The sequence below is a fragment of the Chryseobacterium sp. AG363 genome (genome assembly GCF_003610675.1).
Taxonomy (GTDB): Bacteria; Bacteroidota; Bacteroidia; order Flavobacteriales; family Weeksellaceae; genus Chryseobacterium; species Chryseobacterium cucumeris.
Genome location: NZ_RAQF01000002.1, coordinates 768,870 through 793,716 on the forward strand (window position 1 = coordinate 768,870; position 24,847 = coordinate 793,716).

A 24,847-nucleotide genomic window follows, 5' to 3' on the forward strand; every position below is an offset into this window, starting at 1 on the left:
GTTTCCAACCGGAAACCTCTTTTTGTATATTCTATTTACAGTTCTCATTGTAATCATAGATCACTTCATTGATAATTGAAAGTTTATCCACCGTTGAATTGTTGATTTCATCCCGGATGAATTTTCCAAGACCGCTTCTTTTTTTCTCTTCATTTTTCAGGGAACCATATTCTCCCTTTGTCATTTTTACTTTTACGTAAGGGCAGTCTGCCAGGATAATTTTGGCTTTTGCGGGCGTTAATTCTTCAGCTTTTCCTCCTTTCTTTGAAAAGATATAATTGGGATTCTCTCTTAACCGGTCTGTTTCTCTCTGCGTGATGGCCTGAGTACTGTTTGCAGAAAGAGCCGTAGGATAGCCATAAAGCTTATAAACTGTAATTTTACCTTCTGCTACTACTTCAGCAAACTGTTCCGTTCTGGATAGGTTGTTGAGTGCCTTAAAGCCGGCTGATAATCCTGTTGAACTTTCAGAGCTGTTCAGAGCCTCTCTCATGTTTGAGTATTTTACCGACTTGAAAACCCTTGGAGTGTCACCTTCGTATAACATGTATTCTTTGATATCGTCTGTGTCGTAGGTTCTGAATTTTATCTTATTCTTTACTTTGTCAATATCAGCAATGGCCGCAAATTTTACTTTTAACTGATTTTGCCACGGACTTGAATAGCCGCCGTGCAGATGTACAACACCTTCAATTTTCTTTCCGGATTTGTCAATGATGTAGCCGTATTTTTCACCGTTGTAGGTTCCGGTTTCATCCTGATACTGAGCATGGGCATTGAGCGATACAAGACCGAACAGGCCAATAAGTAGTAATTTCTTCATGGTTTTGTTTTAAATTCCCACAAATATAAATTTTTAAATTCAAAATCATTATCAATTAAATATTGTAATAATAATCAACAAAAAAGCTCCGGAATTTCTCCGAAGCTTTTAATTTTATTTTAAAATCAGAATTATTGGTATCTCTGATGTTCCTTACTTTTGGTAAACCTTTTGGTGATAGGTTTGAACAATGCTTTGTATTTTTCTGCATCAAACAGTTGCGAATCTGTAAGTGCTTTATACGTCATCCAGACTCCAAAAGGAAGAAGGATCAGGTTGGGAAGCCATGCTGCCAGATAAGGATTCATTTTCCCACTCCATGACATATTTTCCACCCCGACATTCATGACATAAAAGATGATGAAAATAACGATAGCGATGATGACCGGAAGCCCCATTCCACCTTTTCTGATGATAGAACCTAAGCTGGATCCGATCAAAAAGAAGATGATACAGGTCACAGAATAGGCAACAATTCTCTGCTGGTAAATAACGACTTTACTGAAGTATTTTACGTTAGAACTGTATTCATTCTTTTTAGATTCCAGTGTTGATTTCAGGTTGTCTAATCTGTTATAGGAATTGTAAATGATTTCCAGTTTTTTTTCACCTTTTACGGTGTCCAGTTTAATCTGGGTCTTCGGAGCTACTTTATGTTTATTCCCTTTATCCATGTAGGTAATCACAGAATTGGTCTGGTTAAGAACCTCAGAACCGATGTTATCAAAGAACTGTTTATTGTCTTTTTTGGTTTTTGTAATCGTTCCGTCAAGCTGGTTATAGGTCTGGAAACGGTAGTCATCCGTAATCTGTTCTTTTTCGATCGCTTTATTGATGATTTCACTAATGTCAAAGTGGGATACCAATGTATCAAATTTAATAGCCTGGTCCGGTTGTTTCAGCCTTACGTTATCACCTTTTCCGGCAAAAGCATCTTCAAATACATAGCCGTTATAAAGGACAAGCTTTAGAAAATTCTTGTTAACAGCCGGAACAAATTTTCCTTTTTCAGCCACTACAGATTGTTGGTTTTCATAAGCATTGGCTTTTTTATGAACAAAAACGCCTTCAATATTTTCACCGTTTTCCCCATAGATCTTGTCAAACTTTACCATATAACCTGGAATCTGATCAATAAACTGTCCTGGAGTAAAGTTGATAGCCGGTTTGGTTTGGGCAATATTGAAAAGCATGTTCTTGGCTTTCTTCTGAAAGTCCGGAATAATATTATTAGAGAAGAAAAACAGCATGATGGCAAGTGCCGTGGAAATCCCAAGAAGAGGAGTCATTACTCGAGTCAAAGGAATTCCTGCCGCTTTCATTGCTGCAAGTTCGTAACGTTCTCCAAATTCACCAAACGACATAATACTCGCCAGAAGGATCGTAAGCGGGAGAACCATACTGATGACGTTCACCCCAAGATAAAAAAGAAGTTTAAGGATTTGCCAGTAGCTTAATCCTTTTCCCATAAACTGTCCCAACTGTACCCAGATAATGTTTACAATAAAAATGAAAAACAATACGCTGAATATAAAGAAAAACGGTCCAAAGAAGGTTTTTATAATGTATCGGTCTAGTATTTTTAACATGCGCCAAAATTAATCAAAAAGCCACAAAGTTTACTTGTGGCTTTTTATATTTTGTTATTTTTTTAACGTTAAAAGTAAATTTACATAGTTGCGAATTCACTTTCAGCTTTTTAAAGTTCTGTAACGATGTAGTTTTTAAACTTATTTTTGTCAAAAACAAACATATTAGGATCCAGCTCCTGGTTTTCTTTATACTCTTTAATAGCAATTACAGCAACATCTTTGTTGTTTCCATGCTGTTCCAGTTTTACCATTTGTTTTTTCGCTGAATCTACAAAAAGGTATACGTATTTTATTCCGTTCGCTTTTACCGGGGTCAGTTTAATAAAGTCAGCATTCACGCCATTGACCACTTTCTTACCGTTGTATGTTACGTTATAATCGTTTCTATAGGTTGTAAGGTAGTTGATAGGGGAGAACATGGTACTGCTTCCGTTAGGTTTAGCAATAGTTACTTCCATATCATCGGCGTTGATATTGTAAATTTTATTTCCGTCGAAGATCTGCTCTGTATCCATGATCTTCAGTTTGTATTTTTCTCCTGCTACGTAATAAATACCAGGTTCTGTTTTTGTTACCTGCCCGTTAAGACCGCTTCCAAAAGAAAATTTGAAGTAAGAATTCTTTTTAGAATTGTAGTTGGCTGTAATATCATCCAATATCTTTTTAGCTTTAGCATCAATCTTCTGAGCGTTGGCCATACCTACTGAACCTACAACAAAACTTCCCAATATAACTTTTGAAATAATATTTTTCATTTTCTTAATTTAATAATCGTTAGATTTTCTTTAATTCTTAAGGTTAAAACGATGTGTTTTTCCTTTAACTACGCAGATCTTCCAAAAACTGTTCCAAAGAATGAAGGTCACTGATCAGAACCTCTCTTGCTTTTGCTCCGTTAAAGCCTCCAACGATACCACTTGCTTCAAGCTGATCCATAATTCTTCCGGCTCTGTTATAACCCAGTTTCAATTGTCTCTGAAGCATTGAGGTAGATCCCTGTTGCGTAGAAACAATGATTCTTGCTGCTTCTTCAAATAAAGCATCTTTTTCGTTCGGGTCAAAAGCACCTACTGTACTTGTTGAATCTTCAGATACGTATTCAGGAAGTAATAATGCTGAAGAATATCCTTTCTGTTCTCCGATAAACTCTGCCAGTCTTTCCACTTCCGGAGTATCTACAAAAGCACACTGAAGTCTCAGGATCTCATTTCCGTTGAAATAAAGCATATCTCCTTTACCAATGAGCTGATCTGCTCCCGGAGAATCAAGGATGGTTCTGGAGTCAACACTGGAAATTACTCTGAAGGCAGCTCTTGCAGGGAAGTTGGCTTTGATCATCCCTGTAATTACGTTTACGGATGGTCTCTGTGTAGCTACAATAAGGTGGATTCCTACGGCTCTGGCAAGCTGTGCAAGTCTGGCAATCGGTAATTCAACCTCTTTTCCTGCCGTCATGATCAAATCTGCAAACTCATCTACTACCAATACGATATACGGTAAATAACGGTGCCCGTTTTCAGGATTTAATTTTCTTTCCGTAAACTTCTTATTATATTCTTTTAAGTTTTTACAGAAAGCATTTTTCAGAAGATCATAACGGGTATCCATTTCAATACAAAGAGAGTTCAGTGTATTGATTACTTTATTAGTGTCTGTGATGATGGCTTCTTCTGCATCCGGTAGTTTTGCCAGGTAATGTCTTTCAATTTTAGAATATAATGAAAGTTCCACTTTTTTAGGATCTACCATGACGAATTTCAGTTCGCTCGGGTGCTTTTTATAAAGAAGGGAAGTAAGGATAGCATTAATACCAACAGATTTACCCTGACCTGTTGCTCCAGCCATCAATAAGTGAGGCATTTTTGAAAGGTCAGCCATGAAGATTTCGTTGGAAATGGTCTTTCCGAAAACTACCGGAAGGTCCATATCTGTATTCTGGAATTTCTGAGAAGCAATGACAGAACGCATAGAAACCATCGTAGGATTTTTTCTTGGTACTTCAATACCAATGGTTCCTTTTCCTGGCATTGGCGCGATAATTCTGATTCCTAATGCAGAAAGGTTCAATGCAATATCATCCTGCAGTTTTTTAATCGCTGCTACTCTGATTCCTGCTTCAGGAACAATTTCATACAGCGTAACTGTAGGCCCGATTGTTGCTTTAATTTCTGCGATTCCAACGTTGAAATTCTTCAGAAGTCCAACAATCTTATTTTTATTTTCTTCTAATTCTTCTTTATTGATAGAAATTTCTTCATTTCCGTAATCTTTCAGTAGGTCTACAGGCGGCATCTGGAAGTTGGCAAGATCTAGCTTGTGGTCATATAAACCATGCTTTTCTACCAGTTCCTGAGACTTTTTATCAGAATCATCCAGAACATCAACCACCTGTGCCACTTCTACATTGAATTTAATGTTTTCCTGTGCCGGAGCTGTTGTTACTGCCGGAGACGGAGCAGAAGGTCTGATATCAAATGCTTCCTCCGGGCTGGAAACCGGAACAATGGGCTTGGTAGAAAGGTTTAAGCTTACCTGTTGAGAAACATCTCTTGGCTCTGCTTCAAAAGAAGTATGGTTGGGTGTTGTAATAGTTTCTATCTCGTTTGAAACCGGAACTTCAGGGAATCCTTTCGGAGCACTTACAGGTTCTGGTTCTTTCATTGTACTGACAGGAGTTGTAACGGGCTTGTTGGCAACATCACTCACCGTAACTCTGGAAAGCGTCTCTTCTTCCGCTTCCTCTGCTTCCTCTTTCAATTCCTCATCAGCTTCGAAATCATCATTGGAGTCCGGCATCATAGATTTTACTTTTCCAATCGTATTTTCATTGATCTTATCCAGTTTTGCCTTGATAGAACTTGGGCGAAGATTGAATTCAAGAATAAAATAGAGCAGAATGCTTGCTGCTAATACCGTCCACAGGCCTACTGCTCCGATGATGGAGTTAAGATAGTCCATGATCTGATATCCATAAACACCGCCTAAAACACCCTGGCCTTTCGTAAGTGCCCCCATAAAAATAGGAAGCCAGCAGATGAAAAATAAAGAGTGGCCGATCGTTTTCCACGGTTTGAAGATTTTCTTCTTAAGGATCAGTGTTCCTACTACAAGGAACAAAAATGCAATGATAAATGAAGCAATACCAATACTTTCAAAAATGAAAATATTTCCAAGCCAGTCACCTACCTTGCCAAAGATATTGGACGATTTTATGCTTTTGTCCAGCATGGTTCCGGCCTGGCTTTGATCTGCTTTCCAGTTCATCAGATAAGAGACGAATGAGAATGCAAGAACAGCCGATAAAAGTATAAAAGTAAGCCCGAAAAAAATACGTGGCTTAGATAAGATTCTGCCTTTTTCAGGCGATTCAGTCGGTTTTTTTTGTGTCTTTTTATCCATAATATCAATGTCGCAAATTTAATGTTTTATTCAACACTAAATGAATCTTTTTTATCCAAAAAACATTTTGGTAATCCCGCTTTTATAAAGGTTATTTAAAATTTTTACTTTAAAAATATTTTCTTTTATGACAGAATAAAATAAGGCTATTTTTTTTGCTTATCCAAATCTGATACCGTTAAATTATATTAACTGTTTGTCAATAGTTTTTCTTTAAAAATATAATAAAATTTTCGTTCTAAACCGATGAGTACGAAAAAAATTAACAATATTAAGTTTTTAGATGTCAATAGTGTTTTTTGAACTAGTTCAAAGGCCAGGCCATGAGACCTCTGTAATTTTGACCTATACAATTTTACTCATGAAAAATAAATTTAAAACTATACTGACCTCTTGTCTGATATTAATTTCAATGATTACAATGAATGCACAACAACAAAAAACGGAACACACGGCACTATTAATTATCGACGTACAAAATGATTATTTCCCGGGCGGAAAAATGACGCTGGAAAAAAGTGTACAGGCCGCTGAAAACACCAGAAGGATTTTAGAATATTTCAGAAACAATCATCTTCCTGTTATTCACATCCAGCATATTTCTACCAATGATGGTGCAGCGTTTTTCCTTCCAGGTACAGATGGAGCTAAAATCAATCATCTGGTTTTGCCGGAGAAAGATGAAAAAGTGATTGTCAAGCACTTTCCCAACAGCTTCAGAGAGACGGATCTTCTGAATTATCTTCATTCAAAGAACATTAAAAATCTGGTGATTACAGGAATGATGACAGATGTCTGCGTGGAATCTACCACCAGAGCTGCTTTCGATTTCGGGTTTACCAATATCATTATCGGTGATGCCACAGCCACCGGAAACCGTGAACTGAATGGGGAAGTGATAAAGGCTGAAGAAGTTCAAAGATCCTTTTTGGCGGGGATTTCTGCTCTTGGAAACCTGTATGCCCTCGTAATGAATACAAATGAATTTTTAAGCAAGTAGGCTTCTTTGGATACGCAAGGGCACAAAATGATAGTAAAAATTGTTTATCTCCGATAAAAATCTAAAACAGGTTATCTTGCTGAAAATCTTCAATTTTCTTGCGTCTTAAAATAAACAATATGTATGGTAAAACTTTGCGTCTTTACGTTTACCCAACAAAAATTGAAGTTCTATTGCTTATATATAAAAACGACTTAACATCACTTAATTCAATAAAGGTGTCAATAATTTTGATAACTTTATTTTGTTTAAATTACAGAATGCCCGATCTGCTCTATAAAAATATCAGTAACTATGTAAATCTTTCCCAGGAGGATTTCAACCAGTTTACAAAACCTTTTGAATACAGAAAGTTCAAAAAGAAAGAAATCGTTCTCAAAGAAGGCGACTATTGTAATTTTGAAGGATTTGTTTTGACTGGCTGTTTCAAGGTCTATTACCTGAATGAAAATGGATTGGAACAAACCCTTTATTTTGCGGTAGAAGGATGGTGGATCACCGATATTGACAGTCTTATCAATACCGTTCCCAGTATTCTCAATATTGAAGCCCTTGAAGACAGTGAAGTTTTGATGATTTCTAGAAAAGATAAAGAAAATCTGTATAAAACAATGCCACAGATAGAAAAGCTTTTCAGAATCATGAACCAGAAATCTTCGGTAGCGTTGCAGAGAAGAATTCTTTCCTTAACGGGCAAAACAGCGGACAAACGATATCTTGAATTCCTTGAAAAGTATCCTGGATTGGAACAACGGATTACCCAGCAGCAGGTAGCATCCTATCTGGGAATTACCCATGAGTTTTTAAGCAAAATCAGGAGGAAAATGTCATTGGAAAAATAAGTATATTGCAACAGTTTTCTTTATCATATTAGGATTTGTATCCGATAGGATAAAGAATGATAATTAATAACCGATTGAAGACTTTTTAATGGAATTTTTTGGTGTCCCCGGAATTTTTATTTTCATCTTTTTAATATTGGTCAGACCTTTAACAGTCTTTTTTCATGAAATGGGACATGCCGTTACCGCTTGGCTGGTGACAAGAAAGAAAGTACATGTCTTTATGGGTTCTTACGGAGATAAGGATAACAGTTTTCTCATCAATTTCAAAGATTTTTCTTTTTATATTTTTAAAAATCCCCTTAAATGGGGAAGAGGACTCTGTGAAAGTGAAGAAAAAAGATTTTCTGTCAATAAGCATATTTTATATGTATTTGGAGGGCCGGCTGCATCATTATTACTGGCTTTACTCTCTTATTTAATCATTTCAAATACTCAATTTCTTACTTTATTTTTCATCATCTTAATGGTTTCTTCAGCCATTGATTTTTTAATCAATATTTTTCCGAGCCACAAACCTATTTATATGAGTGATGGAAGATTAATATTTAACGATGGAAAAGCTATTGTCAATCTTATCCGTCAGAAGAAACTGCCTAAAGAATATACAGAAGGAATCTATAAATTTAACGAAAAGAAGTATTGTGAAGCGGCATCAATCTTTGACAGTTTAATGCAGGAATCAAAAGATCTTGATATCTACAGGATGGCAATAGTATCTCATATTAATGCTAAGAACTTTGAAAAAGCAAAAGAGACAGCCATTACATTCAAAGAAAATAATTCTTCCATGACTACGGATGACTGGACGAATTTTGCATTGACCTTTACTGAAACAGGATCGTTGGAAGAATCTCTTGAATATTATGATAAAGCCTTAAAAATAAATCCGGACAACAAATTTGCTTTAAATAATAAAGGGTATACACTAATTCTCCTCGAAAAATATGAAGAGTCTATCCCTTTATTAAACAAAGCTATTTCAGTGGATAAAAAATTTTCATATTCCTATAATAACCGCGGACTGGCAAAAATTAAATTAAACCTTTGTGAAGAAGGACGCAAAGATATTGAAGATTCATTAAAGCTTGATTCGCAAAATGCTGATGCCTATAAAAATTTAGGAATTTACCATATGAAAAAAATGGAGTATCAGGAAGCGATGGATTTGTTTTTAAAAGCTAAGAAAATGGATGGATCACTCACCGGAATTGATACTTTAATCAATAAGCTGAAATTAAAAATGGAGGTGAATCATACTTTGGATACGTAAAATGTTTTATATGAGTTGATTATGTTGAGAATATGGAATCGGTTATAGAGTTTCTCAATCAGTCGGATAGGCAATATAAATCCAGATATTTACATTTTTAAAAATTGAATTTTTCCTAATGTTTTCGCGCTTATTAAGAACGTTTCAAAATAAGCAAAACCAAGGCCAAAGTGATAAAAAACAGCTTTTTTTAAGCTCTTTGTGGTTTATCATGCTTATTTTTGCATGTCAAGTACAATAAATCATGAAGAAGCTCCAAGATATTCTTATCTCAACCAGGACAATGGCTGTATTGTTGCTGGTGTACGCATTCGCGATGGCTTATGCAACGTTCTTAGAAAACGACTACGGAACTCCTACAGCAAAAGCATTAATTTATGAGGCTAAATGGTTCGAACTGATCATGGTCTTACTGATTCTCAATTTCATAGGAAATATCGGAAGATACAGACTGTGGAAAAAAGATAAGTGGCCGGTTCTTGTTTTCCACCTTGCCTTTGTTTTTATTTTTATCGGTGGTGCCATCACCAGATACATCAGTTTCGAAGGACAAATGCACATCAGAGAAGGTGAGACATCCAACGAAATCGTAACCGATAAAAATTTCTTTAAAATTCAGATCGAAGAAAAGGGTGATGTACTGAATTATCAGGATGTTCCTTATCTGATGTCTCCGTTACACAAAGATTTCAAAGCAACTTATGACTTCCACGGAAAAGAAGTGAAAGTGTTTGCCAAGGAATACATCCAAAGAAAAAAAGACAGCCTTGTAGCTGAGCCAAATGGTGCTGAGTATCTTCATTTGGTTTCTACCGGAAATACCGGAAGACAGAACATTTACATCAAACCGGGAGAAACAAAATCCATCAACGGTACTTTGGTGACATTCAACAGAGCTATTGAAGGTGCTGTTGAATTCAAAAATGAAGGCGGAAAATTATTCATCAAAACTCCTGTAGATGCAAGCTATATGACCATGGCTACTCAGGCAACAGGAACTACAGTGAAAGATGAATTCCAACCTTTGGCATTAAGGAGTTTATATACCATTAACGAACTGAAGCTGGTAGTACCTGAAGGTCTTAAAAAAGGAAGACTGATGGCTATTGAAGGCGACAGAAAGAAAGATGCTAATGTTCCTGATATGCTTCAGATTGAGCTTCAGGGTCCAAAAACAAAACAAATTGTAGATCTTTCTGTTGAAAAAGGAAACCCGAATGCTTACAAGCAGGTGACGATGGATGGTTTAAACATCATGGTAGGTTTCGGACCTAAAGTGTACAACACCCCTTTCGCATTGAAACTGGATGATTTCGTGATGGAAACATATCCTGGAAGTTCATCTCCGAGTGCTTATGAAAGCCACGTAAAAATCATTGACGAAGGTAAAGAAACTCCTTATAAAATCTATATGAACCACGTTCTTAACCATAAAGGATACCGTTTCTTCCAGTCGAGTTTTGATCCGGACAGAATGGGAACCGTTCTTTCCGTAAATCACGATTACTGGGGAACATTGATTTCTTACATCGGATACGGACTTTTATTCCTTGGAATGTTTGTCATTTTCTTCTGGAAAGGAACTCATTTCTGGAAATTAAATAAAATGCTGGCTGACGTGAATAAAAAGAAAGCAGCAGGTATACTTTTATTGTTCTTAAGTTTAGGTTTACATGCACAAAAAATCGAAACTCACGGAACTACCGACGGAAGCAGAGAACATATTCATGTGGAAGTAGACAATCATTCTCATGCTCCGGCACCGTCTGCCCAGCCGCTTGATGGCGCTGCTCCAAAGCAGAACTCTCTGGCAACTCCAATGGGAAAAATGAGAACTATTTCTCCGGACGAGATCATTGCAAGAAACAAAATCAGTAAAGAACACGCTGATAAATTCGGATATCTTTTGGTTCAGAACTTTGAAGGAAGAATTGTTCCTATCAATACAGAAGCAATCGATATTTTAAGAAAATTATACAAGAAAGACGAATTTAAAGGAACAGACGGAAAATCTCTTACAGCCAACCAATGGTTCCTTTCTATCAATACAGATACTCCGAGCTGGACAATGGTTCCGATTATTAAAGTAGGAACTAAAGGAGGTGATGAGCTGAAGAATAAAACAAAAGCAGATGAAGATGGTTATACTTCATTGATGAACCTTTTCCCTGCAGATGCAAACGGTAATCTTACTTACATTCTTGAGCATGATTACAACACCGCATTCCGTAAGAAACCGGCTGAACAAACAAATTATGATAAAGAAGTGATTGCTGTAAACGAAAGAGTACAGATCTTCAATGAGTTTTTCAGCGGTCAGTTTATGAGAATTGTTCCTGTGAAAAATGATGCCAACCATACATGGCATTCATGGCTGGATCAGAAATTCGAACCGGATATGGAATCTCAGCAGGTAATGGGACCTTATTTTGCAGAAGCGCTTACGGCACAAAAAACCGGTGACTGGAGCAAAGCAGATGCAGAATTGAAAAAGCTTTCAGACTATCAGCAGAAATGGGGTAAAGCAGTTGTTCCTGCTAAATCCAAAGTAGATCTTGAAGTATTTATGAATAAAGTAGACATTAACTTCAAATTATTGATCTTCTACACGCTTATCGGCGGTCTTCTTCTTATATTAGGTTTTGTTGAATTATTCAAATCAAATAAAGTATTAAATAAAGCAATTAAAGTAATCATTGCGATTGGTTTAATTGGATATCTGTGTCATTTCTTAGGACTTGTTGCAAGATGGTATATCTCAGGACACGCTCCTTGGAGTAACGGATACGAAGCAATTATCTTTATCTCCTGGGTAGGTATTACGGCAGGTTTAATCCTGTACAGAAATGCCAATGCATTGATTCCTGCAGCAGGATTTATGGTAGCTGTTATCATGATGGGATTTGCCCACGGAGGTTCAGCACTTGATCCGCAGATTACACCACTTGTTCCGGTATTGAAATCTTACTGGTTAATTGTTCACGTAGCTATTATTACCTCAAGTTACGGATTCTTCGCACTCTCGATGATTATTGCGGTGATCTCATTAGTATTCTATATTATCTCCAATAAAGAAACGTATAAAATTCACCACGATACGACATTGAAGGAACTCGTAATTGTTTCTGAAATGTCATTAACGATCGGATTGTTTGCTTTAACGGTAGGAAACTTCTTAGGAGGAATCTGGGCGAACGAATCATGGGGAAGATACTGGAGCTGGGATCCGAAAGAAACATGGGCTTTCATCTCCATCATGGTATATGCATTTGTACTGCACATGCGATTAGTACCGGGATTGAGAAGCAGATGGGCATTCCACGTAGCAACAATGTTTGCATTCTGCTCAATGGTAATGACTTATTTTGGAGTAAACTATTACCTGAGCGGACTTCACTCATACGCAGCGGGAGATCCGGTACCTGTACCAGCCTGGGTATACATCGGAATCTCAACAATGATTATTTTATCAGCTGTTTCTTATATAAAGTTTAAAGCTTTAACAAAGAAATAACGATCTGAACATATAAATTTAAATCCCGGAATTCACTTTCCGGGATTTTTTTATTTCTATTGTTGCTGGATTTGGGATGAGTTGTGTTAACCTAAGGTTCGCAATGATTTTGGGATAAAATATCGTTCGAAAAGGCGTTTCACTCAGCAAAGAACTAGCGGTCTTAGCTAAACGAATTGGCTTTGCGAACAAAAGTATAATACATCCTAATAAATTAACCTTCCGAACTTTGCATTAGTTAAAAATTCCCGGATCCCGAAACTCGCACCTCAAAAAAATCAAAATTTATCATTCATAATTCAAAATCCATCACTATCTTTATGATATCAAAATAATATCAAATTAAAATTCAATCATGGAAAAAACATTAAAACCCATGTCGGGTTATCTTACATTGGTCATTTGCCTGGCCTTGTTTGTTGCAGCAGTATACTTCTTTGTGAGTGGAGTAGATCAAAGTATAGCCTATGTGGTTATCTCTATGCTTTGCTTTCTTCTTTCGTGCTTTTTCTTAAAAGGGTTAATGATTATTCAGCCTAACCATTCGAGAGTATTAAATTTCTTTGGAAAATATGTAGGAAGTGTAAAAGAGAACGGATTATTCTTTATCAATCCTTTATATTCATCACAAAAAATTTCTTTACGTTCCGAAAATCTGCAAGGTCAGACTTTGAAGGTCAATGATAAAATGGGTAACCCTATTGAAATTGCAGTTGTAATTGTATGGAAAGTAGGAGATACTTATAAAGCGGCTTTTGATGTGGAGCGTTATTCAGACTTTGTAAAAATGCAGAGTGAGGCTGCCGTAAGACATTTGGCGATGAGCTTTCCTTATGATAATTTAGAAGATGATCATGCTCCGATTACATTAAGAGAAGGAGGAGATAAAATCAATTCTATTTTGGAGCAGGAACTTACAGACCGTCTTTCAAAGGCAGGAATCGTGATTCAGGAGGCAAGGATTTCTCACCTGGCTTATGCTTCGGAAATTGCGGGAGCAATGCTTCAGAGACAGCAGGCAACAGCTATTGTTGCTGCAAGAACAAAGATTGTGGAAGGAGCTGTAGGAATGGTAGACCTTGCATTGAAAAAGCTTTCGGAAGAAAATATCGTAGATCTTGATGATGAAAGAAAAGCGGCAATGGTAAGCAATTTAATGGTGGTTCTTTGCGGTGAAAAAGCAGCAACTCCCATATTAAATGCGGGAACACTTTACAATTAAGAAGTGAACAATTAATAGTTAGATTTTAGTGCAGATAGCTTTTACACTAAAATAGTCAGAAATAATGTTAGAGAATTTAGAAAATGAAATCAGAAAAAGCTCAGAACTCTTCGGAAAGCAAAGGCAAAAAATCCTTTGTGATAAGGATAGATGAGTCTACTTATAAACTTCTTGAAAAGTGGGCCAATGATGAATTCAGAAGTGTGAACGGACAGATAGAATACCTGCTGCATCAGAGCCTGGTCAACGCAGGGAGGAAGAAGAAAGAGTAAATGAAAGGAAAGAATTGAGGAAGAAGAGTAATCTTTTTGGGAGGCAGATCCATAGAAAATTATGATAACCTCCTTTTTTTAAATTACAGAAAATATAAAAAAGACCTCTTTTTTTGGCTTTACAATAAAGAAATAATAATTTGATTAACCTTATGTCAAAAAGAAAGCAGAGAAAATTTCTCTGCTTTTTTATTGTATACAACTCTGGAGACTATCTGCTCCAACGTAGAATATGACCAGCCAAATCAAGCCTTTTATGGTAAAGAAAGCTAATCCAGCCCATCCCACACGCTTGAACCACTTTTTAAGCTTTGAGTTGTTTTCTTGTGAATTTTCCATTGGTGATTATCAAAAAGATTACCCGACAAAGATAAGCATGTTTGTAATTAGTCCAAATAAAAAGCCTGTTAAAAATTAAAGTTTTGAGGTTCACATAATATTTTTATCTTTAGAGAGAACGAAAAGTAAGATTTTATGTCAAAAAAAGTAAAGGATTTCGGAATTGAAAAAACACTTAGAAATCTTGGTATCAAAGAAGAGAACAAAGGGACTTCAGTGGGCGGAAAATATTTCGCTTCAGGAAAGGTGATAGAAAGCATTTCTCCTGTAGACGGAAAGTTGATCGCTAAAGTAAAAACTTCCGGAGAAAGTGATTATGACAAAGTAATTGAAACTGCTCAAAAGGCATTTCAGGAATTCAGGCTGATTCCGGCTCCCAAAAGAGGAGAGATGGTAAGACAGCTGGGCTTAAAATTAAGAGAATATAAAGACGACCTTGGTAAACTTGTTTCTTATGAAATGGGGAAATCATTACAGGAAGGTCTTGGTGAAGTTCAGGAGATGATCGATATCTGTGACTTTGCAGTTGGACTTTCAAGACAGCTTCAGGGGTACACTATGCACTCTGAAAGACCTGGACACAGAATGTATGAGCAATACCATCCGCTGGGAGTTGTTGGGATTATCACCGCATTCAACTTCCCGGTAGCCGTATGGTCCTGGAACACTGCATTAGCATGGATCTGTGGTAACGTTACCATTTGGAAGCCATCTGAGAAAACACCGCTTTGTGCTATTGCATGCCAGAATATCATGATGGAAGTTTTGAAGGAAAATAATCTTCCTGAAGGAATTTCAAGTGTATTGGTATCGGACCACGAAATCGGGCAGAAACTGGTAGATGATAAAAGAGTAGCACTGGTATCTTTCACTGGATCTACAAGAGTTGGAAGAATGGTTTCTTCTAAAGTAGCTGAAAGATTCGGGAAGTCTATCCTTGAATTGGGTGGAAACAATGCGATCATTATTACAAAAGAAGCTGATATTGATATGTCAATTATCGGAGCTGTTTTCGGAGCTGTAGGAACTGCGGGCCAAAGATGTACTTCGACAAGAAGACTGATTATCCACGAAAGTGTGTATGATGAAGTGAAAACAAGATTGGCAAAAGCTTATGGTCAGCTGAAAATCGGAAACCCATTGGATGAGAAAAACCATGTAGGACCGCTTATTGATACTGATGCTGTAAACCAATACGAAGAAGCCATCAAAAAATGTAAAAAAGAAGGTGGAAAATTCGTTGTTGAAGGCGGAGTTTTATCAGGTAAAGATTACGAATCCGGATGCTATGTGAAACCTTGCGTAGCGGAAGTGAAAAATTCTTATGAAATTGTTCAGCACGAAACTTTTGCACCAATCCTATATTTGATCAAATACAAAACATTAGAAGAAGCGATCGCTATTCAGAATGATGTTCCTCAGGGATTATCTTCTGCGATCATGACCCAGAATCTAAGAGAGGCAGAATTGTTCCTTTCTCATGCTGGTTCAGACTGTGGTATTGCCAACGTCAATATCGGAACATCCGGTGCTGAAATTGGTGGAGCTTTCGGTGGTGAAAAAGAAACCGGTGGTGGAAGAGAGTCAGGATCTGATGCCTGGAAGTATTATATGAGAAGACAAACCAATACTATCAATTACACCGCACAACTTCCTTTGGCACAGGGAATTAAATTTGATTTATAAAAGCTTTACTTAAAGCACTCAAAAAACATAAAACTTAATAACCTGAATGATTAAACTCTTCATTTTTGGATCATTTAATCGTTCATTTATTAAATCACACTACAATTTATTATGGAACACACATTAGATATAAAAGCAAATAAAGTAAAAGAAACAGTAGGAAAACATGTGTTGGCAGACGGTTTCGATTTTGTCATGGATATTGAAAAGTCACACGGATCATGGCTTTATGATAAACTGACAGACAGAGAATACCTGGATATGTTCTCTATGTTTGCATCTGCATCCATCGGATACAACCACCCTTATCTTGTTGAAAGATCAGAATGGTTAGGAAGAATGGCTGTTAATAAACCTACTTTGGCTGACGTTTACTCGGAAGAATACGCTCATTTCCTTGAGGTATTCGAAAGAGTGGTTATCCCTGAAGAATTACAATATGCTTTCTTTATTGAAGGCGGAACAATGGGGGTTGAAAATGCAATGAAAGCATGCTTCGATTGGAAAACCCGCAAAAACTTTGAAAAAGGATTAGACACTGAAGCTGGAATCTGTATCCACTTCAAACAGGCTTTCCATGGAAGAAGTGGTTATACTTTGAGCCTAACCAATACTTCTGACCCAAGAAAGTATCAATATTTTCCAATGTTTAACTGGCCGAGAATTTTAAATCCAAAATTAAAGTTTCCCATCACAGAAGAGAACCTTGAAGAAACTATCAAAAACGAAAATCTTGCTTTACTTCAGATTGAGGAGGCTATTTTGATGCACCCTGATAAAGTGGCTTGTATTATCATTGAACCTATTCAGGCTGAAGGAGGTGACAATCATTTCAGAGACGAATTCTTATTAGGATTAAGAAGAATCTGTGATGATAACGAAATCTTACTTATTTTTGATGAAGTTCAGACAGGGATTGCTATTACAGGGAAAATGTGGGCATTCCAGCATTTTACAGCAAAACCGGACATTATTTCTTTCGGGAAAAAAGCTCAGGTTTGTGGTGTATTGGCTAACAAAGAAAAATTTGATCAGGTTCCGAATAATGTTTTCAGGGAAAGTTCAAGAATCAACTCAACATTCGGAGGAAACTTTATCGATATGCTTCGTTTCCAGTTGGTAATGGAAGTGATTGAGAAAGAAAATCTTGTTGAGAACGCAAGAGTAGTTGGAGATTTCTTACTGGAAAACTTAAAAGCTCTTGCTGAAAAATATCCTGAAAAAATTTCCAATGCAAGAGGAAGAGGCTTGATGTGTGCTATTGATCTTCCTACTGCAGAGCAGAGAAACCACATGATGAACGAGCTTTTCAATGACGGATTGATTATTCTTCCTTGCGGGGATCAGTCTCTTCGTTTCAGACCTCACTTGAATGTTACTAAAGAAGAAATCCAGCTTGCTTTAGACAAAATTGAAAACAATATTAATAAAATTTAAAATCCGGAATTTGTAATTTTAAAAAAAACATTGTATATTTAGATACTCAAACAATTAGAATATGGAAAGAAGTACGAGAGTATCAGTTTATGAAAGTGATAACCCTTCAGAAATTCAGTTGGTTAAGTCTAAATTGGATGACGCGCAAATTGCAAATACCGTTGAAAATAATTATCTTACGTTTACCACTACGCCAACAGCCACCTCGCTGAAGGTAATGGTAGATCTGGAAGAAGAAAAAAGAGCATTTGAAATTATTGATGCTTACCTTCAACAAAGTGAAAATCAATAAACAATTTCATAATTTTAAATTTTACTACTTCGAACCGAAAATTAATTTTAATTAATTTTCGGTTTTTTAATTGCAAACCATCAAAAAATAAATATTTCAAAGATTGAACGAAAAGCAACAAATCTGATTTTAAATTCTTAAATCATTCAATCTTTTAATCAAATTTTTATAACATGAATCCAGAGATTAAACTAAGACAAGCGGAAATTGAAGACAGAAACATTATTTGGGAAATCATTCAGCAATCCATCGAAAGAAGAAGACAGGATGGAAGTACCCAATGGCAGAACGGGTACCCTAATCTCGGGACAGTGGAAAGCGATATTGCGAAAGGATTTGGTCACGTTATGACAGTGGATGGAGAGATTGCAGTATATGCAGCACTTATTCTGAATGATGAACCTGCTTACAGCACCATTGAAGGAGCGTGGTTAAGTGATGGTGAATTTGTTGTAGTTCACAGAGTGGCTGTAGATGAAAAATTTGCAGGACAGGGAATGGTAAAGAAGCTTTTTGATCAGATCGAAGAATTTACTAAATCCCATGGAATTCAGAGTATTAAAGTTGATACCAATCATGACAATATTGCCATGTTGAAAATCCTTGAAGGCAGAGGTTATTCTTATTGCGGAGAAGTTCTTTTGAAAGACGGAATGAGAAAAGCTTTTGAGAAGATTATAATTTAATCAAAAAGTTAAATCAACTTTCATTGAATTTTTAAAACGCCCTGTATTTATAAACTCTATCAGGTTTGTTCGTTTGGTTCTGAACTAATTTCTACTTTTGTTCAAATTTTTATATTATGCACCAAAGTATAGAAATTGATGAAAAAATTTTTCAAGATGCCGTAAAATTCTATGGCACCGTGTTTAGCTTACCCCCTTTAGCTTCAAAAATTTATTCCTACCTTCTTTTCGACTATGAGAAAGTAGGAATTACTTTTGACGAGTTTGTTGAAGTGCTCTCTGCGAGTAAAAGCTCTGTTTCTACCAGTATTTCATTACTGCTCAATGCCCAGCTTATCGTAGATCATAACAAAATGGATGAGCGGAAACGGTATTTTTTCATCAATGATGAATACAAGAAAATACGATTCGAAAAAATTGTCCAGAAAATGCAGGACGAACTAAGACTATTAGATGATTTAAACAATTTTAAAAAAAGTAAAGACGATGGATACAACGAAAGAATAGAAGTTTACAAAGCACTCTTAAATAAAAACATAGAAAATATTCAGGAATCTCTTAATAAACTATAAAATGAATAATAAGCTAGTTATACTTTCCATTGCAGCGCTTTCACTGACTGCCTGCAAAAAAGAAGCTCCGAAACAGGATGGTGCCAAGCCATATCCTGTTATCTCAGTGGAGTCAAAAAATATAGTGGGTTATCAGACGTTTCCGGCTACCATCCAGGGTAGGGTAAACAATGATGTACGTGCAAAGATACAAGGGTATATTACCCAGGTATTGGTAGATGAAGGACAATATGTTACCAAAGGACAGCCTTTGTTCCGTTTGGAAACCAATATCCTGAACGAAAATGCAGCAGCTTCCAAAGCAGGAATTGGTGCAGCGGCATCCAGTGTTGCGGCGGCTCAGGCTTCTGTAAATGCAGCTCAGGTTGAAGTAAACAAATTAAAACCTCTTGTTCAGAAAAATATCATCAGCAACGTACAGTTACAGACTGCCCAGGCTCAGTTGGCTCAGGCTCAGGCACAGTTACAGCAGGCCAATGCAGCCAAAAGACAGGCTGAAGCCAATTATAAAGGGGTGGAAGCCAACATCGAATATTCTATTATCCGTGCTCCTATTTCAGGGGTAATCGGAAGACTGCCATTGAAAGTAGGAAGTTTGGTAGGGCCGTCTGATCAGACTCCTCTGACAACAATTTCAGATACGTCTGAGATCTATGCTTACTTTGCGATGAATGAAAAGGAATATTTTGATTTCCTTGAAAAATCTCCGGGCGCATCGATGCCTGAAAAAATTAAAAACTTACCTATGGTGGAACTTCAGTTGGCCAATGGAAGTCTTTATCCTGAAAAAGGGAGAATTGAAGCCATTACCGGTCAGATTGATCCTACAACCGGAACTATCCAGTTTAGAGTTGCTTTCTCGAATGCTCAGAAATTATTAAGTAATGGGAACAGTGGAACCATCAGATTCCCTCAGCATTATGATAATGTTCTTGTTGTCCCTGAAAGTGCTACTTATGAGCAACAAGGTATCGTTTACGTATACAAAGTAGAAAAAGGAGATACTGCCAGAAACGTTGTTGTGAATGTTATCGACAGAATCGACAATATGGCTCTTATCAAATCAGGAGTTAATAAAGGTGAAAGAGTTATTGCAGCTGGTATCGGAGGTCTGAAACCGGGAACAGCCGTGAAACCGCAGCCAATTAAAATGGATAGTCTTGTTCAATCAATAAAACCGAAATTCTAATGATAAAAAACTTTATTAACAGACCGGTTTTATCCACCGTAATCTCAATCCTGATTGTGATTCTCGGTGTACTGGGACTGATCTCGTTACCGGTTACACAGTATCCGGACATTGCACCGCCTACGGTGAGTGTTTCCGCAAACTATACGGGAGCCAATGCCGAGACGGTAATGAAAAGTGTAGTAGTACCTTTGGAAGAACAGATCAATGGGGTGGAAGGTATGGATTATATCACTTCCAGTGCCGGAAACGACGGTTCTGCCCAGATCCAGGTTTTCTTCAAACAGGGAATAGATCCGGATATTGCAGCGGTAAACGTACAGAACCGTGTAGCGAGAGCTACGCCGCTTTTACCTGCCGAAGTAACGCGTTCAGGGGTAGTAACCCAGAAGCAGCAGACCAGTGCCCTGATGTATATGTCCTTCTATTCTGAAAATAAAGACCTGGATGACGTATACCTTCAGAACTTTTTGAATATCAATATTATTCCTAACCTGAAAAGGGTAAATGGTGTTGGAGATGCGAACGTTTTCGGTGGTAAAAACTACTCGATGAGAATCTGGCTTGATCCTGCAAAAATGGCTGCCTACAGTGTAACTCCTACCGACGTTACCAATGCCATCAATGAGCAGAGTAGAGAAGCAGCAGCTGGTTCTATCGGCCAGAACAGCGGTAGTTCTTTTGAGTATATCATCAAATACGTAGGGAAATTCAACGATAAGGAACAGTACGATAATATCATCATCAAATCTTTGGCAAACGGACAAAACCTGATGCTGAAAGACGTTGCCAAAGTGGAACTGGCAGGACAGTCTTATACAGGAATCGGGGAGAACGGGAACAATCCTTCCATCAGTATGGGAATCTTCCAGACTCCGGGATCCAACGCACAGGAGATTATTAAAAATATTAAAGCTTATCTGAAATCGGCTGAAGGAACTTTCCCGCAGGGAATCAAGTATACTTTCAACTTCGATACCAATGAATTCCTGGAAGCTTCTATTGAAAAGGTAGTTCATACCCTTATCGAAGCCTTCATTCTGGTATTTATTGTAGTATATATTTTCCTTCAGGACTTCAGATCTACGCTGATCCCGGCTATCGCGGTTCCGGTATCTATTGTGGGGGCATTCTTCTTCCTGAATTTATTCGGATATTCATTAAACCTCTTAACCTTATTTGCATTGGTACTTGCGATTGGTATTGTAGTGGATGATGCCATCGTCGTCGTCGAGGCCGTTCACGCCAAGATGGAGCATGGTATTTCCGATGCTAAAAAAGCAACAGTAGAGGCGATGGATGAGATTACGGGAGCTATTATCTCGATTACTTTGGTAATGGCAGCGGTATTTATTCCGGTGACGTTCATTACAGGTCCTACAGGGGTATTCTATCAGCAGTTTGGTATTACGCTGATTATAGCCATCATCATTTCTGCGATTAACGCATTAACGTTGAGTCCGGTTTTATGTTCATTATTCTTAAAACCTCACGAAGCGCATCATGCAGAATATAAAAATCTGAACCTGTTACAAAAGTTTTTCTATAAGTTTAATATTGCTTTTAAAACAACTACTGAGCGTTACGGAAGAGGATTTGTATTCCTGTTGAGACATAAATGGGTAACCCTGATAATTTTCGCTGTTACCGGAGGTATTCTGTTCTGGGCAAGCAGCAGCATGAAGAAAGGGTTTGTACCTACAGAAGACAGAGGGATTATCTTTACCGATGTTCAGCTTCCTCCGGGAGCTTCTATGGAAAGAACTTACAACGCATTGAAAACTCTTCAGGCTAAGGCATTGAAAGTTCCGGGCGTACAGAACGTAACGATCTCGACAGGTAGAGGATTCTTATCCGGGAACGGAAGTAACAACGGTCTTGCCTTTGTGAAACTGAAACCATTCGAAGAAAGAAAAAAAGACGGACAGACTTCTGAAGATATCACTAAAAAATTATTTGGAATCGTAGGATCTGTTCCTGATGCTAAAGTCGTATTCTTCCAGCCGCCAAGTGTACCGGGATTTGGTAACAGTGCAGGTTTTGAAATGGTATTGCTTGATAAATCAGGCGGAGAATATGCTGATCTGGATGCTAAAACCAATGAATTCATCGGTAAGCTGATGCAGAGACCGGAAATTCAGTTTGCACAGACTTCATTCAATACCAAATATCCTCAGTATCAGATGGAAATTAATGTTCCTCTGAGCAAACAGCTTGGAGTTTCTGTAAACGAGATTCTGGCTACGATGCAGGGGTATATCGGAGGTATTTATACTGCAGACTTTACTAAGTATGGAAAGCAGTTCAGAGTGATGGTTCAGGCTCTTCCTGAAAACAGAAAGAATATTGAAAATCTGAATCAGCTTTATGTGAGAACAGGATCAGGGATTATGACGCCGATCTCACAGTTTGTAACATTGACAAAAGCATACGGACCACAATCCGTAAGCCGTTACAACCTCTTTACTTCAGTGAAGGTAACGGGAGCGAACTCTGACGGATACAGTTCCGGGGATGCAATTGCCGCAGTACAGCAGGTAGCGGATGAAACCCTGAATCAAAACTATGCCGTAGAATTTACCGGATTAACGAGAGAAGAATTAAATTCAGGATCTCAAACGCTTTTGATTTTCGGACTGAGTTTGATCTTCGTTTACTTTATCCTTTCTGCACAGTATGAAAGTTATATCCTTCCGCTGATCGTCATTATTTCTCTTCCTCTTGGGGTAATGGGAGCTTATTTCGGCCAGAAGATCATGGGACTTGAAAATAATATTTACTTCCAGATTGCCCTGATCATGCTCGTGGGATTGCTCGCGAAGAATGCAATCCTTATTGTCGAATTTGCTGTTCAGAGAAGGCATCATGGAGAAACCATCGTAATGTCAGCCATCAATGCAGCGAAAGCCAGAGTGAGACCTATTCTGATGACATCATTCGCCTTTATTTTCGGTTTATTGCCGTTAGTGCTGGCAAGTGGAATTGGAGCAGTAGGTAACAGATCTATCGCTACGGGTGCCGCCATCGGACTATTGATAGGAACTGTTTTGGGATTATTTGTAATTCCGGTTCTGTATGTGATTTTTGAAACACTACAGGAAAAAATTAAACCTATCAAAAAAGAAGATATCAATTTAGCAGAATAAAATTAAGATTTAAGAAATTAGAAGTTAGCAATTAGAGATAAGTCTAAAAACTAACTTCTAACTTCTAAACTCTAACTTCTAATTAAAAATAATGAAGAGTTTATTAAACATCATAAAAGGAATCACTTTTTCAGTTTTCATACTCGGAGCCATTTCATCCTGTATGGCAAGAAAAGAATATGAAAGACCGAAGAATGTTGTAGACGAAAAGCTGTTCCGTACAGATATGCTTCCTTCGGACAGTACGAATATTGCAGATATTTCCTGGAAAGAGATATTTACTGATCCGATATTGCAGGGGCATATTTCTAAGGCACTGGAGAACAATCTTGATATCAGAATTGCTTTGGAAAGTATTAATTCTGCGGAAGCGTATCTTAAACAGAGTAAAGCAGCGTATCAGCCGACACTTTCTATCGGACCCAACTATACCTTTCAAACTCAGTCTATCAATACACAGTTTGGACAGATCATCGGATCAAGACGTTATGTGAACCAGTTTGACATTACGGCAAGTATCGGATGGGAAGCTGATATCTGGGGTAAATTGAAGGCACAGGAGAAAGCACAGCTGGCCACTTATTTAGGAACTGTTGCAGCACATAAAGCGGTTAAAAGTAGTTTGGTGTCTTCCATTGCTTCTGCATATTATCAATTGTTGACATTTGATGCACAGAAGAGAATTATTACGGAAACCATTGCGGTAAGAGAGAAAAACCTTGAAGCTACTAAGGCTTTAAAAACTTCCGGAACAGTTACTGAAGTAGCAGTACAGCAAAGTGAGGCTCTGGTTTTCAATGCCAAATCATTACTGATTGATATTGATACACAGATACAGTTGCTGGAAAATACCATGAGTCTTTTGATGGGAGAACCTTCTCACGCTATCGAAAGATCTACATTGGAAGGGCAAAAGCTTCCCATCGATTTGAAATTAGGTTATCCTACTCAACTTCTGGCCAACCGTCCGGATGTTATGAGAGCAGAATATAATTTAATGAATGCTTTTGAGTTGACCAATGCTGCTAAAGCTCAGTTTTATCCAACTTTAAAACTGACAGGAAGCGGAGGTGTACAGTCGGTAGATATTGATCACCTGTTTAGTGTGAACTCTTTATTTGCCAATGTAGTTGCAGGACTGGCTCAGCCGATTTTAAATAAGAGACAGATTCAGACCAACTATGACGTAAGTCTTGCCAATAAAGAAACTGCCTATTTAAACTTCAGAAAAACAGTTTTGACTGCCGGGAAAGAAGTTTCGGATGCTATCAGGGTTTTCTCTGTTCAGGATTCATTCATTGAATTGAAACAAAAAGAGCTGGATGCCTACAAAAAATCGGTTGACTATTCCCAGGAATTAGTGAACTATGGTATGGCGAACTATCTTGAAGTATTGAATGCAAGTGTGAATTCATTGAATGCAGAACTTAACATTTCCAATGCAAGATACAGTAAAATGAAAGCAGCCGTAGAGCTTTATCAGGCTTTAGGCGGAGGCTGGAAATAACTGTTTTCAGCAATGTAATATCATAAAAACGTATGTCAGGAATGGCATACGTTTTT

At 37.5% G+C, this 24,847-nt stretch carries 18 protein-coding genes; 14 read left to right on the forward strand and 4 right to left on the reverse strand.

The genetic code is table 11. The annotated features are described in order from the left end of the window. Window positions 1-31: 31 nt before the first annotated feature. From DEU39_RS03425 to DEU39_RS03440, 4 genes are all read right to left on the reverse strand, one after another. Window positions 32-823 carry a hypothetical protein gene (locus DEU39_RS03425; protein WP_120230945.1) on the reverse strand — a complete coding sequence of 264 codons (792 nt, stop codon included), beginning with the start codon at window positions 821-823 and terminating at the stop codon, window positions 32-34. Between the two features lie 131 nt (window positions 824-954). After that, complete coding sequence (locus DEU39_RS03430; RefSeq protein WP_120230946.1) at window positions 955-2,412, reverse strand: LptF/LptG family permease; 1,458 nt, start codon at window positions 2,410-2,412, stop codon at window positions 955-957. A gap of 110 nt (window positions 2,413-2,522) precedes the next feature. Beyond that, the gene (locus tag DEU39_RS03435) at window positions 2,523-3,170 is read right to left on the reverse strand and encodes a LolA family protein (RefSeq protein WP_120230947.1); all 648 of its coding nucleotides are present in this window, start codon (window positions 3,168-3,170) and stop codon (window positions 2,523-2,525) included. Window positions 3,171-3,234: 64 nt separating this feature from the next. Further along, window positions 3,235-5,814, reverse strand: a complete 2,580-nt coding sequence (locus DEU39_RS03440) for an FtsK/SpoIIIE family DNA translocase (protein WP_062670057.1) — start codon at window positions 5,812-5,814, stop codon at window positions 3,235-3,237. A gap of 361 nt (window positions 5,815-6,175) precedes the next feature. Here DEU39_RS03440 and DEU39_RS03445 point away from each other — a divergent pair, with 361 nt between their 5' ends. From DEU39_RS03445 to DEU39_RS03510, 14 genes are all read left to right on the forward strand, one after another. Next, window positions 6,176-6,814 (forward strand): cysteine hydrolase family protein, encoded by a 639-nt coding sequence (locus DEU39_RS03445; protein WP_120230948.1) that lies wholly within the window; start codon window positions 6,176-6,178, stop codon window positions 6,812-6,814. Between the two features lie 260 nt (window positions 6,815-7,074). Then, window positions 7,075-7,656: a Crp/Fnr family transcriptional regulator gene (locus tag DEU39_RS03450; RefSeq protein WP_120230949.1), complete on the forward strand. Its 582-nt coding sequence runs from the start codon at window positions 7,075-7,077 to the stop codon at window positions 7,654-7,656. Between the two features lie 136 nt (window positions 7,657-7,792). Further along, on the forward strand, window positions 7,793-8,929 hold the full coding sequence (locus DEU39_RS03455) for a tetratricopeptide repeat protein (protein WP_183037369.1): 1,137 nt from the start codon (window positions 7,793-7,795) through the stop codon (window positions 8,927-8,929). A 244-nt stretch (window positions 8,930-9,173) separates the two neighbouring features. Further along, complete coding sequence (ccsA, locus tag DEU39_RS03460; RefSeq protein ID WP_120230951.1) at window positions 9,174-12,443, forward strand: cytochrome c biogenesis protein CcsA; 3,270 nt, start codon at window positions 9,174-9,176, stop codon at window positions 12,441-12,443. A gap of 355 nt (window positions 12,444-12,798) precedes the next feature. Continuing rightward, window positions 12,799-13,665 carry an SPFH domain-containing protein gene (locus DEU39_RS03465; RefSeq protein ID WP_079241549.1) on the forward strand — a complete coding sequence of 289 codons (867 nt, stop codon included), beginning with the start codon at window positions 12,799-12,801 and terminating at the stop codon, window positions 13,663-13,665. Between the two features lie 83 nt (window positions 13,666-13,748). Further along, complete coding sequence (locus tag DEU39_RS03470) at window positions 13,749-13,937, forward strand: hypothetical protein (RefSeq protein WP_034694367.1); 189 nt, start codon at window positions 13,749-13,751, stop codon at window positions 13,935-13,937. 474 nt (window positions 13,938-14,411) lie between these two features. After that, window positions 14,412-15,962 (forward strand): aldehyde dehydrogenase family protein, encoded by a 1,551-nt coding sequence (locus DEU39_RS03475; protein WP_120230952.1) that lies wholly within the window; start codon window positions 14,412-14,414, stop codon window positions 15,960-15,962. Between the two features lie 111 nt (window positions 15,963-16,073). Then, window positions 16,074-17,399, forward strand: a complete 1,326-nt coding sequence (gene lat, locus DEU39_RS03480; protein WP_120230953.1) for an L-lysine 6-transaminase — start codon at window positions 16,074-16,076, stop codon at window positions 17,397-17,399. Between the two features lie 61 nt (window positions 17,400-17,460). Further along, window positions 17,461-17,691, forward strand: coding sequence for a DUF2007 domain-containing protein (locus DEU39_RS03485; RefSeq protein WP_062670045.1), 231 nt, complete (start codon window positions 17,461-17,463; stop codon window positions 17,689-17,691). A gap of 173 nt (window positions 17,692-17,864) precedes the next feature. After that, entirely contained in the window at window positions 17,865-18,377 is a 513-nt protein-coding gene (locus tag DEU39_RS03490; RefSeq protein WP_062670043.1) for a GNAT family N-acetyltransferase, read from the forward strand. A gap of 116 nt (window positions 18,378-18,493) precedes the next feature. Further along, on the forward strand, window positions 18,494-18,949 hold the full coding sequence (locus tag DEU39_RS03495; RefSeq protein WP_034694378.1) for a hypothetical protein: 456 nt from the start codon (window positions 18,494-18,496) through the stop codon (window positions 18,947-18,949). A gap of 1 nt (window position 18,950) precedes the next feature. Continuing rightward, window positions 18,951-20,138 (forward strand): efflux RND transporter periplasmic adaptor subunit, encoded by a 1,188-nt coding sequence (locus DEU39_RS03500; RefSeq protein ID WP_062670040.1) that lies wholly within the window; start codon window positions 18,951-18,953, stop codon window positions 20,136-20,138. After that, complete coding sequence (locus tag DEU39_RS03505; protein ID WP_062670038.1) at window positions 20,138-23,284, forward strand: efflux RND transporter permease subunit; 3,147 nt, start codon at window positions 20,138-20,140, stop codon at window positions 23,282-23,284. Before DEU39_RS03500 ends, DEU39_RS03505 begins: the two co-directional genes overlap by 1 nt. 91 nt (window positions 23,285-23,375) lie before the next feature. Beyond that, entirely contained in the window at window positions 23,376-24,791 is a 1,416-nt protein-coding gene (locus DEU39_RS03510; protein WP_062670036.1) for an efflux transporter outer membrane subunit, read from the forward strand. The last annotated feature ends 56 nt before the right edge of the window (window positions 24,792-24,847 follow it).

Excerpts from the sequence above, each read along its gene's own strand:
- DEU39_RS03425 (WP_120230945.1), bottom strand. The coding sequence starts at position 823 with ATGAAGAAATTACTACTTATTGGCCTGTTCGGTCTTGTATCGCTCAAT.
- DEU39_RS03430 (WP_120230946.1), bottom strand. The coding sequence starts at position 2,412 with ATGTTAAAAATACTAGACCGATACATTATAAAAACCTTCTTTGGACCG.
- DEU39_RS03435 (WP_120230947.1), bottom strand. The coding sequence starts at position 3,170 with ATGAAAAATATTATTTCAAAAGTTATATTGGGAAGTTTTGTTGTAGGT.
- DEU39_RS03440 (WP_062670057.1), bottom strand. The coding sequence starts at position 5,814 with ATGGATAAAAAGACACAAAAAAAACCGACTGAATCGCCTGAAAAAGGC.
- DEU39_RS03445 (WP_120230948.1), top strand. The coding sequence starts at position 6,176 with ATGAAAAATAAATTTAAAACTATACTGACCTCTTGTCTGATATTAATT.
- DEU39_RS03450 (WP_120230949.1), top strand. The coding sequence starts at position 7,075 with ATGCCCGATCTGCTCTATAAAAATATCAGTAACTATGTAAATCTTTCC.
- ccsA (WP_120230951.1), top strand. The coding sequence starts at position 9,174 with ATGAAGAAGCTCCAAGATATTCTTATCTCAACCAGGACAATGGCTGTA.
- DEU39_RS03465 (WP_079241549.1), top strand. The coding sequence starts at position 12,799 with ATGGAAAAAACATTAAAACCCATGTCGGGTTATCTTACATTGGTCATT.
- DEU39_RS03470 (WP_034694367.1), top strand. The coding sequence starts at position 13,749 with ATGAAATCAGAAAAAGCTCAGAACTCTTCGGAAAGCAAAGGCAAAAAA.
- DEU39_RS03475 (WP_120230952.1), top strand. The coding sequence starts at position 14,412 with ATGTCAAAAAAAGTAAAGGATTTCGGAATTGAAAAAACACTTAGAAAT.
- lat (WP_120230953.1), top strand. The coding sequence starts at position 16,074 with ATGGAACACACATTAGATATAAAAGCAAATAAAGTAAAAGAAACAGTA.
- DEU39_RS03485 (WP_062670045.1), top strand. The coding sequence starts at position 17,461 with ATGGAAAGAAGTACGAGAGTATCAGTTTATGAAAGTGATAACCCTTCA.
- DEU39_RS03490 (WP_062670043.1), top strand. The coding sequence starts at position 17,865 with ATGAATCCAGAGATTAAACTAAGACAAGCGGAAATTGAAGACAGAAAC.
- DEU39_RS03495 (WP_034694378.1), top strand. The coding sequence starts at position 18,494 with ATGCACCAAAGTATAGAAATTGATGAAAAAATTTTTCAAGATGCCGTA.
- DEU39_RS03500 (WP_062670040.1), top strand. The coding sequence starts at position 18,951 with ATGAATAATAAGCTAGTTATACTTTCCATTGCAGCGCTTTCACTGACT.
- DEU39_RS03505 (WP_062670038.1), top strand. The coding sequence starts at position 20,138 with ATGATAAAAAACTTTATTAACAGACCGGTTTTATCCACCGTAATCTCA.
- DEU39_RS03510 (WP_062670036.1), top strand. The coding sequence starts at position 23,376 with ATGAAGAGTTTATTAAACATCATAAAAGGAATCACTTTTTCAGTTTTC.